Below are 15,707 nucleotides of genomic sequence, written 5' to 3' on the forward strand. Positions count from 1 at the left end.
GCTGAACCCGCTGCACGAAGCCCTAAAAGCGTTCCGGGCCAGTGCGCTCCGAAACAGAGTGCTTATTTAGGATTAATCTATCATTAAGAGCCTATTGATAGATTTTGAAATATTTCGTTCCCGTCCTATATACCGCCCGGCGATCGACGGCTTTCACGCCACGCCCGATCCGGCTTCACAGTTCGCTGTAGGCGATCCGTTGATGCCGGGGCAGGGCGCGGTTCAGCAACTGCTCCAGGGATTGTCCGGCTGGCAGGTAGTCGTCGCCGAAATCACCGTCGGCCAAGCGGGTCGGGTGAGCCACCACCTCCACCACACCGGCCGGGCAAAAGCCCTCCAGCAAGTCCCTGGGCGTGCACACCCAACGCACCGTGCCTCCCGCCAGCCAGGCGATGCGCCGGTTCAAGGCGCTTTTGAACATCCGCTTGAGCGGACCGATATTGCCACCGACATTGCGCGCCAGGCGCACAGGCACCCCCTGCCGGGCGGCGAAGCGGGCGACGATCGGCGCCACTGGCCACAGGTTGTGCACATGCTGGTGCGAGTCGATATGGCTGGGCCGCAGGCCCTGGTCGAGGCAGCGTTGCCACTGCGCCTGCAGTTCCTGCCATACCGCGTCGGCCGCGGCCTTCGACAGGCGCAGGGCCGAGCGTGGCAGGCTCAGCTCGAATTGCCCCCGTGCATTGCACAACAGCGGCTGGCGGGCAATGTCCTGGCTCAGGGGCGCGCCGTAGGTCAGGTTGAAGTGCAGGCCGATGCGTCCCAGCAACCCGTGTTCATGGCTCAGGCGACAGGCGTCCTCGAAGGCCGGCATGTTGGCCATCAGGGTCGCCGAGCTGATCACCCCGTGCTTGAAGGCTTCCAGGGTCAGTTGGTTGTAGTCCGGATCGAGGCCGAAATCGTCGGCGTTGACGATGACCCGGTTTGCCCGGGTCGCACTGAGGGTCTGTTTCATCGACGGGTTCCTTGTGCGGTATCGGCCTGGCGGCGTTCGCGCCAGGCCTTGAGGCGCGGTTTGAGCAGCAGCCAGAGGCGTTCGGCGAGCCCCAGCAACAAGCCCCGGGGGCGCCAGGAATAGAAGCTCCAGCGTTGCTGCAACACCAGGCCGCTCATGCGTTCGTGCAGTTGATGGCTGGAGCGACTGAGGCTGACCCGGGAGGCGTCCACCCACTGCCAGCCGGCATCCAGCCCCCAGCGAATCCACTCGTCCAGCAGCAGCCGGCCACTGCCCAGATTGGCGTACTCGGCGAGGAAGGCGATGTTGTAGTCATACAGGCGCCCACGCTCCAGCAGGCCCAGGCGATAGCTGATGCAGCGCCCCTGGTGCTCCAGCATCACCACCCGCACGCAGCCTTCGGCGGCCAGTCCGCGCAACGCGGTGCCCATCCATTGCTGGCGCTCAGGCCCGGAGAAGATCCCCAGGCCGTCGGCGCCTTTCCAGCTGGCTTGCTCCACTTCGCGCAGGCGCTCCAGCAGTGGATCGATGTTGTCGGCCCCGGGGTCCAGGCGAACCACCCGGGCGTCGATTTCCGCGCAGCGCTTGCGGCCCCGGCGCAGTTCGTAGCGCAGGGTGCCGCTGGGTTCTTCGCCGTCGGCGGCAACGATCAGGTGCTCCGGCACGCGACAGCTCAGTGACGACTGGCTGTAGCCGCTGGCCCGGCACCAGGGCGCCAGCAGTCGGTCGGCGTCCACCAGCTCATGCAGTTGCAGCAGGTCGTGGGGCAGTTGCCGGCGGATCTGCCTGAGCGCTTCGGCCATGGCCGGACGACCGGCCTCGGCCACCAGCAGTGCCAGGCGGTCGCTCAGGGGATGACCCAGGTGGCGCACCACCTGCAGCCTCAGCCCGGCCCGGGATTCGCGGCCACGGATCAGCGGCAGGCACAGCAGCAACTGCTCGCCCTGCCAGCCCAGGAGAATTTGCAACTGCTGCTGTCGCAGGGCCTGTTCCGCGCCCCGCAGCCAGCTCAGGCGATTGAACGGCGTTGCCCCCTCGACCTGCTGGCGCAGTTGTTCATAGGCCCCGGTGGGGAAGTCTTGCGCGCCGAGGCTGGCGCACCATTGCCAACGCAGATTCACGAACGCTCCTTGTCATGGTCAGTGATGGCCGGGGCCTGGGCCAGGCGACCGCGGCGCAAGTGCTGCAGGCGGGGCTGGTGATAGGGCCGGCGGCGATGCCAGTGCAGGCAGCGCAACAGGCAATGCACATGCAGGGATTCCCCGACTTCCTGGAAGCCCAGGCGCATGTGCATCTTCAGCGCCGGCTCGTTGCGCACGTTGACCAGGGCCCGGGTGGCCTTGAAGCCCCGTTCGCGGTACTCGTCCCAGAGCATCTTCTGCGCCAGGATCACCACCCCGGAGCCGCGAAAGGGCGGCGCGCACTCACCGGCGAACTGGTACAGGCAGCCGGGGGGCATGCGCATCCAGCAGCGGTACAGCTGGTCGTCGTAGTAATCGCGCTCGCTGACCCAGACCATCATCATCACGTTGCCGTCTTCATCCAGGTGCGCGCTGCCGCGACTGCCCTTGTCCAGCAGGCCGCGAATCGCCGGCAACTGGGCCTTGAAGTACTTGTCGAAGGCCGGCAGCAGCTCCCGGGTGATGGGCACCTGGGGCCAGCGCTGGGGGCTGATGGGGCAGGGCACCGGCAGGGCCAGGGTCCGTTCCAGGGTCAGCAGCTCCCAGTGGTAATAGAAGAAGCGTTCACGCAATACCCGCAGGCTGCCCCGCAGGCCCTTGCGGCGGATTTTGGCCAGCAGGCCGGTCAAGCGACTCATAGGGTGTTCCAGGTCAAGGCAAACAGGGTTTCACCGGGCAGCTGGAAGCTGGCCCGGCCATCGCTGCAGTGCAGCTCGGTGTGACGGCTGCGGCCATCGGCGCCCAGCAGTTCGAGGGAGGGGCTCGCTTGGCAGATGGTGGCGTCGCCCAGTTCGACGTTTTGCGTGCGCGGCGTCTTGGCCACCCCCAGCAGGCTGTGGCGCTGACCGTCGCGCAGGGCCAGGGCATCCACCTCAAAGGAGGGGTTGTCCAGGGCCTGGACCTGGCCCAGCCAATGCTGCCGGATGAACTGCTGGGCCACGGCCACCGGCTTGAGGCTGAAGCGCTGGGCATCCTGCTGGGACAGCATGCCCTTGGGGTAGTCGGGTTCGTCGGCGGCCTGGAACCAGTTGAGCATGTCCAGCAGGCCGTCCTGGGAGGCGTTGATCACCACCGAGGTCCACCACAGGGCGGCGTAGTGGGTGTCCTGCTGATAGGGGCTCAGGTCCGGGCCGCTGGAGATATTGGTCTGGCTCAGCAGCAGCGCCTTGCGCGGCCGGCCTTGCTCGTCCAGGCCCACCAGGTCCGCGGCGGCGCGCACGCTGGTGCGATAGCGACGGGTGGCCAGCAGGTCACGGACCATCCATTCGTGCCAGGCCAGGGCATCGATGTCGGCACCGTGTTCGGCCAGCAATTGCCGGGCCCAGTCGATGCCCCGGCGCTGCCCGGCACCAATGCGAAAGGGACCGTCCAGCAGTCGTGAACTCACCGGCATGGCAATGCGCACTCCGGCGGCGCGGGCGTCGGAGTTGGCCTTGGTGTGTTCCAGCATCTGCGCAAAATAGGCGGCAAACGCTGCGTAGCTGGGGAAGTTGAGGTTGGGTTCGTCGGCAAAGGCCAGGTAATGCAGGCCCTGGTTGCCCAGGCGCACGCTGTCCGCCAGCCAGGCGTCGAGCCCGGCCAGGGTGGCGCTGTCGGCGTCCAGCACGGCCCGGCGGCCGGTGCCGGCCAGCAAGGTGATGTCGCGCTCGATCTTGAAGTCTTCGCGGTACAGCCGGCGAAAGGTGATTTCCCGCTGGGGTTCTTGCTGGATCACATCGACGAAACTGTAGAAGTTGGCAGCCTGCGGCCCCAGGGCGCGCAGCAGCTCGAAGGTCGACGATGGCGGTTCGGCATAGGGCAGGGCGATCCCCAGGTGCGGGCTGGGACCGCGCATCTGCGGCTTGAGGTCCAGTTCGACCCGCCCCGGGGTCCATTGCAGTGGGTGCAACTGGCGCAGGTCCTGGGCGAACAGGTTGGCCGTGCCGTCGAGCCAGAAAGCGGCCTTGCCGGAACCGCCCAGGGACAGGCGCCAGACCTCATCCTGCTGGGCCGATGGCAGGGCGATCTGGTCGAATTGGCCGTACTGCGAGTGTTCCTCCAGCTTCAGGTGCAGCACCTGGTTGTCACTCAGGCGCGTGGCCTGCAGCACGCTGACGCCGCCGTAATACTTGCCGGCCAGCACCGCCTGTGCCCCGGCGGGCACGCGAAAGTAAAGTTCCACGCCGCTTGGCACGTCGGCGCTGAAGTGCACCTTGGCCGGTTCGAACTGCGCCAGGGTTGCACTGTCGTGGCTGACCTTGAAGTTGCGAAAACTGTAGCCCGGCACTTGCAGGCGATAGTCGCCCGGCGCCGCCGGCAGCTGGATTTCCCGTTGGCCGTAGGGCTGGTCGGCGCGGATGTCCAGTTGTTGCAGCAGTTGGCCATCCGGGCGCAACAGGTACAGCTGCTCCTGGTTGGCATCGCTTTGCCAGGCCGGGCTCCAGCGCAGGTTCAGGGTGTCGTCGGCGTTGGCTTGCAGGTAGAGGCTGCCATCGCGGATATCGCCCCATTGCAGGGGGGCCGCGTGCAGCGAGCCGGCCGCCGAGATCAGCAGCACGGCGAGCAGGGAGCAGGGTTTCATTGGGCCTTTTCCTTAGGGCGCAGTAACTGGCGCACGTAAACGATGTCTCCAGGTAACAGGATCAGGGTGCGGTACCAGGCCACACCACTGAGGCGGCAATACAGGCCGAGCATGGCCAGGCTGACCGCGAGATAGGCGATGGACGAGGCCAGCCCGGCGCCGACGATGCCCAATGGCGGGATCAGCAGCGCGTTGAGGGCCAGGTTCAGCAGGGCCCCACCGGCCAGCAGCAGCGACAGCGTGCCGGGGCGCTGTTTGCCCAACAGGTCCAGGCGCAGGATGCTCGCGTAGCACAGGCCGAACAGCCCCGGCAGCAGGGCCAGCAGGGCGTCATAGGCCGGGGCATAGGCGGCGCCGAACAGGGTGACGATCAGCCACTGGCCGATCACCGCCATGCCCAGGCAGGCGCCGAGCATCACCGTGGCGGTCAGGCGCAAGGCCAGGGCCGTCAGTTCTTCGATGCCCGCACCTTGCTGCAGCAGGCGTTTCATCAGCGGCGTGGTCACCGCCTCGGGAATGATCAACAGTAGCTCGGCAGCCGCGCTGGCCATGGCGTACCAGCCCAGCGCGGCGGGGTCCAGCAGGGCGCCGATGAACAGGTAGTCCGAGCGCAGCATCAACTGTTGCGACAACACCCCCGGGTGACTCTGGGCGCTGTAGCGCAGCAGCTTGCCTTGTTCACCGGCCTGCCAGCGCAGGCGCAGGTCATGCCAGCGGCGCAGCCAGCACCAGCCGACCACCACCACCAGCAGGGTGCCGCCCAGCCAGCTGACCAGGGCCGCCGACAGGGGCTGGTCGCGCCAGATCCACCACAGGCCGACAAACAACAGCAACGGCACCAGGGATTCCAGCAGGCGCAGGGCATTGAAGGTCTCGACCCGACCGTCGGCGTTGTGCAGGGTCAAGAGACCGCTCTTGAGCACGGTGATCGGCACCGCCAGCAACAACAGCCACGCCAGATCGCCCAGTTGCAGGCTCAGTTCCCAGCCGCTGCCCCAGGTGTTCAGCAGGGCCAGCCCGGCCAGGGTCAGCAGGCTGGCCAACAGGCAGCCGTAGACCAGCACCTGGGTCAGCAGCAGGCCCATGGGGCGCTGGCGCGCCGCTTCATAGCCGACGGCGGTGTTCAGGCCGCCGCTGGTCAGGGCCGCGATCAGGTCCGGCAGGGTGCTGAGCAGGGCGAACAGGCCACGATCGGCGGGGCCCAGCAGGCGCGCCAGCAACACGTTGCGCAGCAGGCGCAGGCCGATCATCGCCAGCCGCGTGCCCATGCTCAGGGCCAGGTGCCAGAGGTAGCCGCCGCGCTTCATGCCCGGGCCCCCTGCAGCAGGCGCCAGGCCAGCAACCCCGGGCGCGCGGCGCTGGCCTGGCTGACGTCGATGCGTGGCAGGGCCAGCCACGGATTGCCCTCGGCCTCGATCAGCCCCGGGCGGGTGCCCAGGGCGTAGCGGTAGCCCAGCTCGGCCACCGCGGCGCGCACCTCGGGGTTGTGATCGCCGTTGGGGTAGCAGTACACCCCCAGCGGCGCCCGGCAATGTTCCTGCAGGGCGGCGTGGGAGCGTTGCAGGTCGGCGCGCAGTGCCGGGCCGTCAAGCCGGGTGAGAATCCCGTGGCTGGCGCCGTGGGGACCGAAGCGCACCAGCGCCGAACGTTCCAGGTGCTTGACCTGGGCCCAGTCCAGGCTGTGGGGCGCATGGTCGTCCGGGCAGCTGTCGGCCAGGGCCTGCAGGCTGTGCGGGGCCAGCCCCTTGAGGCGTTGCAGGTACTCGCCCAGAAGCCGGCTGCGGGCGTGGCCGGTGCCTGCTTGCAACAATTCGGCGGGCGGCGTCAGGGCCAGCGCCCGCAACTGGGCCAGCAGCGGCCGGGCCGCGGCGCTGTCGGCCTGCTGCCACAGGGTTTCGCCGATGGACTCCCACCAGAAGCCCTGGCGGCTGCCGATGAAATCGGTGGACAGGAAGATGCTCGCCGGCATCTCGTAGCGCTCCAGCAGCGGGTAGGCGACCTCGGCGTTGTCGCGCCAGCCGTCGTCGAAGGTCAGGGCCAGCCGGGGCCGCGCGCCCCCTGGAAACTCCAGCAGGTGCTCCAGGGGCACGCAGTCGAAGTGCCGCCGCAGCCAGCGCAGCAACTGCTCGAAGTGTTGCTGGCCAACGCACAGCGGGGCGCGATGGGGCAGGCTGGCGGCGCTGTCGTCGGCCAGCACCCGGTGCAGCATCAGCACCACCCCGGCGTCGCTCAGGCGCACCCGGGCCAAGCTGTGCAGGAAGGCGCTGCCGAGCAGGCGCTTGAGGGATTGTTTGAGGTTCATGTCAGCGATTCTGTTGTGGGTTCCACAGGGCATAGCGCCGCCCGCGGAGAAACTGCCAGAGGCCCACGCTCATGCCGGCCAGGGTCACCAGCACGAAGCCGGCGAGACGAAACACCTTGGGCAAGCGCCCGCGACGGTCCAGCAGCCCCAGCAGCCCGGCGCCGTAGCCGAGCAACTGGGCCAGCAGGCACAGGCTGTAGAAGGGGCCGGCGTTCCACAGCCACAGGTTGCTCAGCAGCAAGGGCAGCAACAGCACCGGGGCCAGGCGGCGGATCAGCTTGTGGCTGATCAGGGCGATGGCGTAGGCGCCGTGGCGCAGCGGGTTCATCAGCTCACGGCGCTGGGCCAGGCTCTGCAGGCCGCCGACCGTGACCCGCAGGCGCCGCCGATACTGCTTGCCGGCGTCGTCCACGCCCTGGTCCAGGACCTGGGCCTGCTCCACATAGACGATGCGCTTGCCCGCCACCGGGGCGCAGGTGCTGATGAAGAAGTCATCGTTGACCTCGGCGGGAATGCGCTGGAACAGCTCGCGGCGCAGGGCCAGCAGCGCGCCGTCGGCGGAAACCATGCAGCCGGTGCGGTTCTCGGCCTGACGCAACCAGGCCTCGTAGTGCCGGTACAGGCTGTCGCCCAGGCTCAGGTTGTGCCCCGGGTTGGGGATGATCATGTGCCCGCCGCAGGCGCCGACCTGGGGATCGGCCATGGGCGCCAGGAGCTTGCCCAGGGTGTCGTCGGACCATTGGTTGTCGGCGTCGGTGAACACCAGGATGTCGTTGCGCGCCAGTTCCACCGCGGTGTTCAGGGCCCCGGCCTTGCCCACCCGCGGCAGGTCCAGAACCACGATCCGCGAATCGCGCACGCTCAACGCGGTGGCCACGGTGTCGTCGCTGGAGCCGTCGCTGGCGAGGATGATCTGCAGGTCGCTGGCCGGGTAGTCCTGCTGCAGCAGGGTGCGCAGCTTGTGTTCGATGTGCGGGCCTTCGTTGTGGGCGGCGATGATCACGCTGACCGACAGCGGCAGCGCCTCCTGCTGTGGCCGCGGTCGCACGAACAGGCTGAGCAGGCCCAGCAGCATCGGGTAACCGATCCAGGCATAGAAGGGCAGGAGCAGGCACAGCCAGAAAAGAGTCTTAGCCACGGTCAGGTCTCACGGCAGCACGGTTGAAAAGACCCTGCACCAGGGCCACGGCACCCAGGTGCAGGCGCACCCCGTGCAGCAGCCAGAGTTGCAGGACGAACAGCGGATCGCGGTGGCGCCAGCCCTGGCGCAAGGCCAGCAGCAACGGCGCCAGTGCGCCCAGCAGCAGGCACAGGGCGGCCGCAACCGGCCGACCCGCGACCAGGGCCAGCAGCGCCGCCCCGCTCAGCAGGGCGCAGGCCAGGCACAGCAAGGGAAAGCGCAGCAGGCGCGGATTGAACCCGGCGGCCTTGAGCAATTGCCCGTGACTGCCCTGGCGCCAGCGTTCCTTGCCGGCCCATTCGCCCCAGCTGCCTTCAAAGCCCCAGTGCAGTACCTGGGGCTCGGGCAGGCTGATCTGCCGGGCACCGGCGGCGTGCAGGCGCAGGCCGAGGTCCTTGTCTTCGCCGGTGCGCAGGCGCTCGTCGAAACCGCCGACCCGTTCGAACCAGACCCGCCGCAGGCACAGGTTGGCGCTGGGCAACCATTGCCGTTGCCGGGCCTGGCGGCCGGCGGTCAGGCTGCGCCGTTGCCAGGCCCGGGCGAACCAGGGCGCGCAGCGCGGCGCGGCGCAATCCAGGGCCAGGACTTCGGCGCGGTTATCGGCCAGGACCTGGCGCCAGAGCTGCAGCCAGTTGGCGGGCACTTCGATATCGGCGTCGATGAACGCCAGGCAATCGCCGGTGGCCATGGCGGCGCCGCGATTGCGCAAGGCACCGATACCGATGCCCGGGTACAACAGCACCCGCGCGCCCAGTTCCCGGGCCCGTTGCGGCCCCTGATCGGTGGAACCGTTGTCCACCACGATCAGTTCGTAATCGACGGCAGCGACCCTGGCCGCCAGGATCACGCTGTCCAGGGTCCGGGTGATGTGACGCGCCTCGTTGTACATGGGCACGATCACGCTGATCCTTTGCATCTTTGCCTCCCTTGGCCAGATGGTGTTGTTGGGGCCCGACCGGGCGCGTGCAGCGCTCTCAGGCCGGGTCGTGGGCCTCTTCGGCCTGCTGCCGCAGCACGCTGGACAGGGCCAGGAAGATCCACAGGTACTTGTGGTTGGGGGCGCTGAGAAACAGCAGGAACACCGCCATGGCCAACAGGCTCAGGCCCAGGTGGGTGGCAATGTCGGCCTGCTCGCGCCGACCCCGGGCGAGAAAGCCCTGGCGCGCCCGCTCGAAGTTGCGCAGGCCCATGAGCATCAGCGCCACGAAGCTCAGGCCGCCGGGAATCCCCAGTTCGCTGAACAGCTCCAGGTAGGTGTTGTGGGCGCGGCGGAACAGGTCCGGCTCGTTCATGTTTTCCGAGAAGCTGCTGGCGAAGCCGGTCTGCGCGTAATGGATCGGGAAGGTGCCCAGGCCCGAGCCCAGCAACGGGTTCTCGCGGATCATCTGGCCGCCCACCACCAGGTAGGAGGTGCGTCGGCCCAGGGAGGTGTCCGCCGAGTGCGAACCGGACTTGAGCATGCTCAGGGACTGGATCCGCTCCACGTACTGTGCCGGCAGCACGGCGATCCCCAGGGGCACCAGGATCGCCACGGCGAACATGGCAAACCCCAGGTGCTTGGGCCGCAGGCCCTTGAGCCGGTCGCGGTAGTGCCAGACGCCGATGGCGATGGTGAACAGCACCACCAACAGCCCCGAGCGCGAGTCGGTCTTGGTCATCCCGGCCATCAGGGTCAGGCTGATGCCGACCCAGAACAGCCGCACCGGCCAGTAGGGCGAACGCAGCGCCAGGAGGATCGCCGGCGGCACCGCCATGGCAATCAGCAGGGCGAAGTAGTTGGCGTCCTGCAACAGGCCGATGGCCCGGCCGCCGACCTGGTACTTGGCCGACACCAGGGCGATCACGCAGGTGGTCGCCACGCTCAGCGCCAGCAGGCGGCAGAGCATCAGCAGGTGGGTTTCCCGGGCAATCAGCAGGGTGACGAAGAACAGCACCAGGCCCACCGCCAGCTCCCGCAGGCTGTCCAGGGACACCAGCAGGTTTTCGCTGTACATCAGGCTCAGCAGCAGGCACAGCAGGAAGGGGCCCAGGGCCCGCCACAGGTTGCTGCGCAGGCGGGTGTCGGGAATCTGCCGCAGCAACAGCTTGCACAGCATGATCAGGATCAGCGAGGCCCCCAGCAGCTTGGCCGCGGAGAACGGGCTGTCCTTGAACAAACCTTCGAACGGCACCAGGGCACAGATCCCCAGCAGGCCCCAGCCCGGACGGCGATAGAGCACGGCCACGCCCACCAGCCCGAGTACTGTCAGCGGTGCCAGAAACGGCCAGGGACTGGCCAGCAGCAACAGGCTGGCCAGGCCCAGCACAATGCCCAGAACAGGAGCGGCGATCATACCGTGGCGCTCTCCCTGGCCAGGCGGTACAGCTCATCCCAGCGGCGCGCCAGGGTCGGCAGGTGGTAGTGCTTGCGCTGGGTGACGCGAGCGGCTTCGGCCAACTCCCCGGCCAGGGCCGGGTCATCCAGCAGGCGGTCGATGCAGCGGGCCAGGTCGGCGCTGTCCAGGGGCTTGGCCAGCAGGCCGTTCTGCCGGTGCTGCAGCACATCGGGAATCCCGCCCACGGCGAAGGCCACCACCGGGGTGCCGGCCTGCATGGCTTCGAGCAGGATCATCGGCGTGCCTTCGGTGCGCGAGCTGAGCACCAGCACGTTGAGGCGCTTGAGCCATGGCTGCATGTCGTTCTGGTAGCCCGGCAGCAGGATGCGCAGGGTCAGCCCGGCCTCGTCGATACGCTGGCGCAGCGCCTGGTTCTGTTCACCGTCGCCCAGCAGCACGGCCCTGAGCGCAGGGCGCTGCCGGCACAGGCCGATCAGCGCGTCGAGAAACAGGTCCGGGCCTTTTTCCGCACTCAGGCGACCGACGAACCCCACCAGCGGCGCCGCCTCGTCGCGGCGGATCAGGGCTTCCTGCAACGGCGGACCTTCCTTGCTCGCCGGCGCCGGACGCTGCGGCTCCGGCAGGCCGTTGGCGATCACCTGCAGTTTGCTCGCCGGCACCCCGGCCTGCAGGTGCAACTGGGCAATGCTCTGGGCCACGCAGGCCACCCGGCGCACCCGTGGGCTGCGGCACAGGCGCAGGCTGATCCAGGTGTAGAGCTTCTGTTTCAGGCTGCGCGGGGTGAAGCCGTGCTGGGTCAGCACCAGGGGCAGGCCCAGGCGCCGGGCGCAGATCCAGGCGAACACCTGGGCCTTGAAGTTGTGGGCGTTGAGCAGCCCCGGCTGCTGGCGCAGATGGCTCAGCAGTTGCTTGAGGCAGCGACAGTTGTGGCAAGTCACGCCGTCCTGGGCAAAACGCTGCAGCAGCGCCTCGGGAGCGTTGATGAACACCACCCGATGCCGTCCCGGGGTGACCCGGCAATGATCCAGCAGCATGCGTTCGGCGCCGTAGAAGCCGCCGCTGTGGATCAGGTGCACAACCGGTTGCGCCGCCATGCTCAGGTCGCTCATTGCTTGGCCCAATGCCAGGCCCAGCGCCAGGTCCAGCGCGGGAAGGGGTTGACCGGCTGTTCCTGGGGCGCATTGAGCACCATCAGCACCGGCAGGCCGAGGTGGTCGCTGACCTGGGCCGGGTGCTTGAAGCGGTGATCGAAGAACTCGTAGACATACCCCAGGGCAATCGCCAGCAGCAGGCCGGTGAGCAGGCCCAGGGGAATGATCAGCATCGGCTTGGGAAACGCCGCTTCGCTGGGTTCGTAAGGCTGGCTGAGCACCCGGGCGTTGGACAGTTCGCCGCTGATCAGGCGTTCGCCACGGCTTTCTTCATAGCGCTGGGTGTAGGTGAAGAAGGCCTTGTGCAAGGCATCGATTTCGGTGTCCAGCTGGCGCAGCTTGCTCAGCACCTCTTGCAGGTCGCGGACCCGCGCCTTGTAGTCGTTGATCCGCGCGGTTTTCTGCGCGATCACCGACTGGGTGATCTGCAGGTCGCTGCTGCGCTCGCGCACCCGGTTTTCCACCACTTTGAGGAACTGCGCCCGGGCCCGCACGATCTGCTCGCGCTGCTGCTGCATCGGTACGCTGTCGGCGCGGTAGGTGTCGGCGGTGGTGCCGTACTGGCTCACCAGATTGGTCAGTTGTTCGCCCAGTTGCTTGATCTCGCGGTCTTCGTAGGCCACGTTGTCCACGGTGTTGGCGAAGGCGAAGGGGAAGGTGTAGTCGGTGAGGCCGGCCTTGCGTGCCGCCGCCAGGTTCTTCTGCAGGTAGTCCAGGCGGCGCTGGTTCTCCAGGGCCTGGTCGCGGTAGCCGTTGAGCGATTGCTCCTCGGTGTTGATGGCGTTCAGGCGGAAGGTGATTTCCTCCTTGGGATCGGAGGCGTGCGCGGCTTCCAGCAGCGCCTGGCGCTTGCCTTCCAGGTCATCCAGGCGCGACTGGTACTGGGCCTTCTTCTGTTCATAGAAGGCTTCGGGCAGTTCGTTGGATTGCAGGTCCTGGCGGTTTTTCAGGTAGTTGGCCAGCAGGCGCTCGACAAAGCGCGTGCCTTCGGCGGCATTGGGGCTGGCATAAACGATGGAGATCACGTTGGAGCCGGGCAGGGTGCCGATCTTCAGGTCCTTGACCGCCTGATCGGTGAAGGCATCCAGGCTGGTGTCGCGCACCGGGTCCACGGCCAGGCCGAAGAAGCCGCGCAGCGGGTTGATCACATGGTTGCGCAGCGGGTCGATCAGGCCATTGCGGATCGGCTTGACGATCAGCCGGGTCAACAGGCCCTCGTTGCCGCCGAACTGACCTTCGCCGCGCAGCTGCTCGATGGTGGTGCGGATCAGGGTCGGCGAACGCAGGATATTGCTCTCGGTCTCCATGTCCGCCAGGGACGGCGGGATGAACTTGTCGCTGTCCGGGGTGAGCACGGTGTTGGCGTCGGTCTGCGACAGTTTCTTGGACTGCACTATGACCTCGGCGGTGATCTCGAAGCTCTGCTTGAGCACCAGCGGCAGCAACAGCGCAATCACCGCGAAACCCAGGAACACCCGCTTGATCAGGCGTCGATTGACAAAGAACACGAGGAGGAACTCGTGCAGGTAGTTTTCGATCTTGGTCATCAAGAGGGAACTCAGTTGTTGTTCGTTTCTTTGTTGTCGACGCGGTAGCCGAAGCTGAACCCGACACCCTGGAACATGATCACGTCCGCCAGCTGCTTGCTCAGGGCCCCGGCCTTGGCCAGGCGGGTCTTGGGCACGTAGAGCATGTCGTCCGGCTGCAGGTAGGCGAACTGCAGGGCCTTGCCGTCCAGCGCCGCATCGGCGTCATACACCCGGGCTTCGACCTGATTGCCCTTGCGCCGCATGATCACCACCGAATCCAGGCGCGCGGTGGGACCGGCGCCCTTGGCCAGGGTCAGGGCTTCGAGCACCGAAATCGGCCGGCGCACCGGATAGGCCCCGGGCTGGCCGACTTCGCCCATGACGAACACTTCGTTGGCCGCGGTGGTCTTGAGCAGCACGTCGACGCTGACCTGGCCCACTTCCTTGGCGTAGCGCTGGTTGATCAGGGTCTGCAGCTCGCTGAGGCTCTTGCCCTGCAACGACAGGCTGCCCAGCAGCGGGAAGCTGGCGCGGCCGTCGGAGCCGACCACGATCTCCCGGCTCAGGCCGGTGGCCGGGTTGGTCAGGCTGGTGCGCAGGTTGTCCAGCTGGGCCATGGCGTGGGAGATCGAGAAGGTGATCTGCGGCTTCTTCAGCACCTTGGCGTACTGCGTTTCCAGGGCCTGGCGCGCCTGTTCGGCGGACAGCCCGGCGACCTGGATATTGCCCACGTAGGGCATGTCGATGCTGCCGTCGGGCAGTACCAGCTTGCTGCCGCCCAGCTCCGGCGCGGTGAGGAAGCTCACGTCCACCTGGTCGCCGGGCTGCACCCGATACGGCTGCTGGCTGGTGGTGCCGATGTGGAAGATCACGTCCAGCACGTCCTGCGGGCGCAGCACCTGTTCGATGGGCATGACCTCGGTGAGCTGGGCCTGGTCGGCCGGGGCGCTGAGGATCTGCACCGGCATCTGCTGCGGCTCGCGGTTGACGCAGCCGCCCAGGGCCGCCAGCAGCGACAGGCCCAGCAGGGAGAGTCTTGGCTTGTTCATGGTTACACGGTCCTTGTGCCGGTCAGAGACGGTCATAAACCCACTTGGGCATGTAGTACTTGCGAGCGTTGAACACGCTGCCGATCAGCTTCGCCTCGGCCTGGATCAGGCGCTGCGCCGCGGCCTGGGCCACTTCCCAGCGGGTTTCCTCGCTGCGCACCACCAGCACCACGCCGTCCACCTGGGTGCTCAGGGTGAGGATGTCGCCGCTGCTGTACACCGGGTCGCCGTCGATGATCACGAAGCGATAGTCCGCGGCCAGGGCCTGCAACAGTTCCTGCAGCAGTTCCGGGGTCAGGCGCTCGGCGTATTGCTGGCGGCGGCCCAGGGGCAGGAAATCGAAGCCCAGTTCATCGCTGCTTTCGATGCACTGCGCCAGGAGCGGCGGGGTATCGGCCAGGGCCAGGTCGAGAAAGCCGGGGCGTTCGCCCAGGTCCAGGCGCCGGGTCAGGCTGTTGTCCGAAAGGCTGGTGTCCACCAGCAGGACCCGGCCGCGGCTGGTGCGCGCCAGTTCGCTGGCCATGCTCAGGCTGCTGCTGGTGATGCCGCTGTTGCGGTTGGCCGCCGTCAGCAGGATCACCCGCAGCTCCTGGTCGAGCACGGTGACCGCCAGGTTGCTTTCGCTGGGACGCTGGATCTTCAGACTGGCTAGGGTTGCTGCCGCCATTTCAACTTGCTCCATGGCCATTGAGGACCTTGAAAGGGGTTTTGATCAGGATCTTCAGGTCGAGCCAGGGGCTCTGCTGAAAGATGTACGTCATGTCCAGGGTGACCCGGCCGTCGAAGTCCACATCGCTGCGGCCCGAGACCTGCCACAGGCCGGTGATCCCGGGGTAGATGCTCAGGCGCCCGAGGTGGTGTTCCTTGTAGGTCTGGGCGTGGAACGAGGTGGGGCGCGGGCCGACGATGCGCATCTGGCCCAGTACCACGTTGATCAGGTTCGGCAACTCGTCGAGGCTGGTGCGCCGCAGGAAGCCGCCGATCCCGGTGATCCGCGGGTCGCGGTCGATCTTGAAGTCCACCGAGTCCGGGCCGTGCTTGTTCAGGTGGCGCACCGAGTCCTTCAGGGCTTCGGCGTTGACCACCATGGTGCGGAACTTGTACATGCCGAAGCGCCGGCCGCGAAAACCGGTGCGCAGCTGCACGAAGAACACCGGTCCCGGGCTGGTGAGCTTGATCGCCAGCGCCACCACCAGCAGCAGCGGCGACAGCAGCACCAGCAGCAGGGCGGCCAGCAGTGCCGAGGTCAGGCGCTTGCTGCGCGACAGGGTCCAGGGCCGGCCACCTTCGCGGCCACTGATCCAGCCGTGATGCTGCAGATCGATGGCGGCCTGGACCTTGCGCCGAAACGGGTCGTTGCGCCGGTCGATGCGCGCCGGTGCCGGCACCTCGGTTGCGGGCGATGAGAAGGGTCTTTCCATATCCACCGGGAGTACTTCCATTGCAAGGGGTTGGTAAAGGGCG

Annotated in this window: 14 protein-coding genes; all 14 read right to left on the bottom strand. The window is 67.3% G+C overall.

Annotated elements, in window-relative coordinates; genetic code table 11:
- Window positions 1–175: 175 nt before the first annotated feature.
- Genes ACMGG8_RS19150 through ACMGG8_RS19215 form a run of 14 tightly spaced genes read right to left on the bottom strand, consistent with a single transcriptional unit; the run spans window position 176 to window position 15,664 of the window.
- Window positions 176–955: a ChbG/HpnK family deacetylase gene (locus ACMGG8_RS19150; protein WP_414158160.1), complete on the bottom strand. Its 780-nt coding sequence runs from the start codon at window positions 953–955 to the stop codon at window positions 176–178.
- Window positions 952–2,076, bottom strand: a complete 1,125-nt coding sequence (locus ACMGG8_RS19155; RefSeq protein WP_414158161.1) for a GNAT family N-acetyltransferase — start codon at window positions 2,074–2,076, stop codon at window positions 952–954. Before ACMGG8_RS19155 ends, ACMGG8_RS19150 begins: the two co-directional genes overlap by 4 nt.
- Window positions 2,073–2,774, bottom strand: coding sequence for a GNAT family N-acetyltransferase (locus ACMGG8_RS19160; protein WP_060843623.1), 702 nt, complete (start codon window positions 2,772–2,774; stop codon window positions 2,073–2,075). The genes ACMGG8_RS19155 and ACMGG8_RS19160 overlap by 4 nt, the downstream gene beginning before the upstream one ends.
- Window positions 2,771–4,696, bottom strand: coding sequence for a hypothetical protein (locus tag ACMGG8_RS19165; protein ID WP_414158162.1), 1,926 nt, complete (start codon window positions 4,694–4,696; stop codon window positions 2,771–2,773). Before ACMGG8_RS19165 ends, ACMGG8_RS19160 begins: the two co-directional genes overlap by 4 nt.
- Window positions 4,693–6,003: a lipopolysaccharide biosynthesis protein gene (locus ACMGG8_RS19170; protein WP_414158163.1), complete on the bottom strand. Its 1,311-nt coding sequence runs from the start codon at window positions 6,001–6,003 to the stop codon at window positions 4,693–4,695. The genes ACMGG8_RS19165 and ACMGG8_RS19170 overlap by 4 nt, the downstream gene beginning before the upstream one ends.
- Window positions 6,000–6,998 carry a polysaccharide deacetylase family protein gene (locus ACMGG8_RS19175; RefSeq protein WP_414158164.1) on the bottom strand — a complete coding sequence of 333 codons (999 nt, stop codon included), beginning with the start codon at window positions 6,996–6,998 and terminating at the stop codon, window positions 6,000–6,002. The genes ACMGG8_RS19170 and ACMGG8_RS19175 overlap by 4 nt, the downstream gene beginning before the upstream one ends.
- Window position 6,999: 1 nt before the next feature.
- Complete coding sequence (locus ACMGG8_RS19180) at window positions 7,000–8,136, bottom strand: glycosyltransferase family 2 protein (protein ID WP_414158165.1); 1,137 nt, start codon at window positions 8,134–8,136, stop codon at window positions 7,000–7,002.
- Entirely contained in the window at window positions 8,129–9,094 is a 966-nt protein-coding gene (locus tag ACMGG8_RS19185) for a glycosyltransferase (protein ID WP_414158166.1), read from the bottom strand. The genes ACMGG8_RS19180 and ACMGG8_RS19185 overlap by 8 nt, the downstream gene beginning before the upstream one ends.
- A 58-nt stretch (window positions 9,095–9,152) precedes the next feature.
- Window positions 9,153–10,511 carry an O-antigen ligase family protein gene (locus tag ACMGG8_RS19190; protein WP_414158167.1) on the bottom strand — a complete coding sequence of 453 codons (1,359 nt, stop codon included), beginning with the start codon at window positions 10,509–10,511 and terminating at the stop codon, window positions 9,153–9,155.
- Window positions 10,508–11,623: a glycosyltransferase family 4 protein gene (locus ACMGG8_RS19195; RefSeq protein WP_414158168.1), complete on the bottom strand. Its 1,116-nt coding sequence runs from the start codon at window positions 11,621–11,623 to the stop codon at window positions 10,508–10,510. Before ACMGG8_RS19195 ends, ACMGG8_RS19190 begins: the two co-directional genes overlap by 4 nt.
- Window positions 11,620–13,212 (bottom strand): GumC family protein, encoded by a 1,593-nt coding sequence (locus ACMGG8_RS19200; RefSeq protein ID WP_060839344.1) that lies wholly within the window; start codon window positions 13,210–13,212, stop codon window positions 11,620–11,622. The genes ACMGG8_RS19195 and ACMGG8_RS19200 overlap by 4 nt, the downstream gene beginning before the upstream one ends.
- Window positions 13,213–13,223: 11 nt before the next feature.
- Entirely contained in the window at window positions 13,224–14,243 is a 1,020-nt protein-coding gene (locus ACMGG8_RS19205) for a polysaccharide biosynthesis/export family protein (RefSeq protein WP_305949753.1), read from the bottom strand.
- Between the two features lie 22 nt (window positions 14,244–14,265).
- Entirely contained in the window at window positions 14,266–14,910 is a 645-nt protein-coding gene (locus tag ACMGG8_RS19210; protein ID WP_414158169.1) for a CpsD/CapB family tyrosine-protein kinase, read from the bottom strand.
- Window position 14,911: 1 nt separating this feature from the next.
- Window positions 14,912–15,664 (bottom strand): sugar transferase, encoded by a 753-nt coding sequence (locus ACMGG8_RS19215; protein ID WP_060839341.1) that lies wholly within the window; start codon window positions 15,662–15,664, stop codon window positions 14,912–14,914.
- Window positions 15,665–15,707: the final 43 nt, after the last annotated feature.

Source organism: Pseudomonas sp. BNK-45, assembly GCF_047456255.1.
Lineage (GTDB): Bacteria > Pseudomonadota > Gammaproteobacteria > Pseudomonadales > Pseudomonadaceae > Aquipseudomonas.

Excerpts from the sequence above, each read along its gene's own strand:
- ACMGG8_RS19150 (WP_414158160.1), bottom strand. The coding sequence starts at position 955 with ATGAAACAGACCCTCAGTGCGACCCGGGCAAACCGGGTCATCGTCAAC.
- ACMGG8_RS19160 (WP_060843623.1), bottom strand. The coding sequence starts at position 2,774 with ATGAGTCGCTTGACCGGCCTGCTGGCCAAAATCCGCCGCAAGGGCCTG.
- ACMGG8_RS19165 (WP_414158162.1), bottom strand. The coding sequence starts at position 4,696 with ATGAAACCCTGCTCCCTGCTCGCCGTGCTGCTGATCTCGGCGGCCGGC.
- ACMGG8_RS19170 (WP_414158163.1), bottom strand. The coding sequence starts at position 6,003 with ATGAAGCGCGGCGGCTACCTCTGGCACCTGGCCCTGAGCATGGGCACG.
- ACMGG8_RS19175 (WP_414158164.1), bottom strand. The coding sequence starts at position 6,998 with ATGAACCTCAAACAATCCCTCAAGCGCCTGCTCGGCAGCGCCTTCCTG.
- ACMGG8_RS19185 (WP_414158166.1), bottom strand. The coding sequence starts at position 9,094 with ATGCAAAGGATCAGCGTGATCGTGCCCATGTACAACGAGGCGCGTCAC.
- ACMGG8_RS19190 (WP_414158167.1), bottom strand. The coding sequence starts at position 10,511 with ATGATCGCCGCTCCTGTTCTGGGCATTGTGCTGGGCCTGGCCAGCCTG.
- ACMGG8_RS19195 (WP_414158168.1), bottom strand. The coding sequence starts at position 11,623 with ATGAGCGACCTGAGCATGGCGGCGCAACCGGTTGTGCACCTGATCCAC.
- ACMGG8_RS19200 (WP_060839344.1), bottom strand. The coding sequence starts at position 13,212 with ATGACCAAGATCGAAAACTACCTGCACGAGTTCCTCCTCGTGTTCTTT.
- ACMGG8_RS19205 (WP_305949753.1), bottom strand. The coding sequence starts at position 14,243 with ATGAACAAGCCAAGACTCTCCCTGCTGGGCCTGTCGCTGCTGGCGGCC.
- ACMGG8_RS19210 (WP_414158169.1), bottom strand. The coding sequence starts at position 14,910 with ATGGCGGCAGCAACCCTAGCCAGTCTGAAGATCCAGCGTCCCAGCGAA.
- ACMGG8_RS19215 (WP_060839341.1), bottom strand. The coding sequence starts at position 15,664 with ATGGAAAGACCCTTCTCATCGCCCGCAACCGAGGTGCCGGCACCGGCG.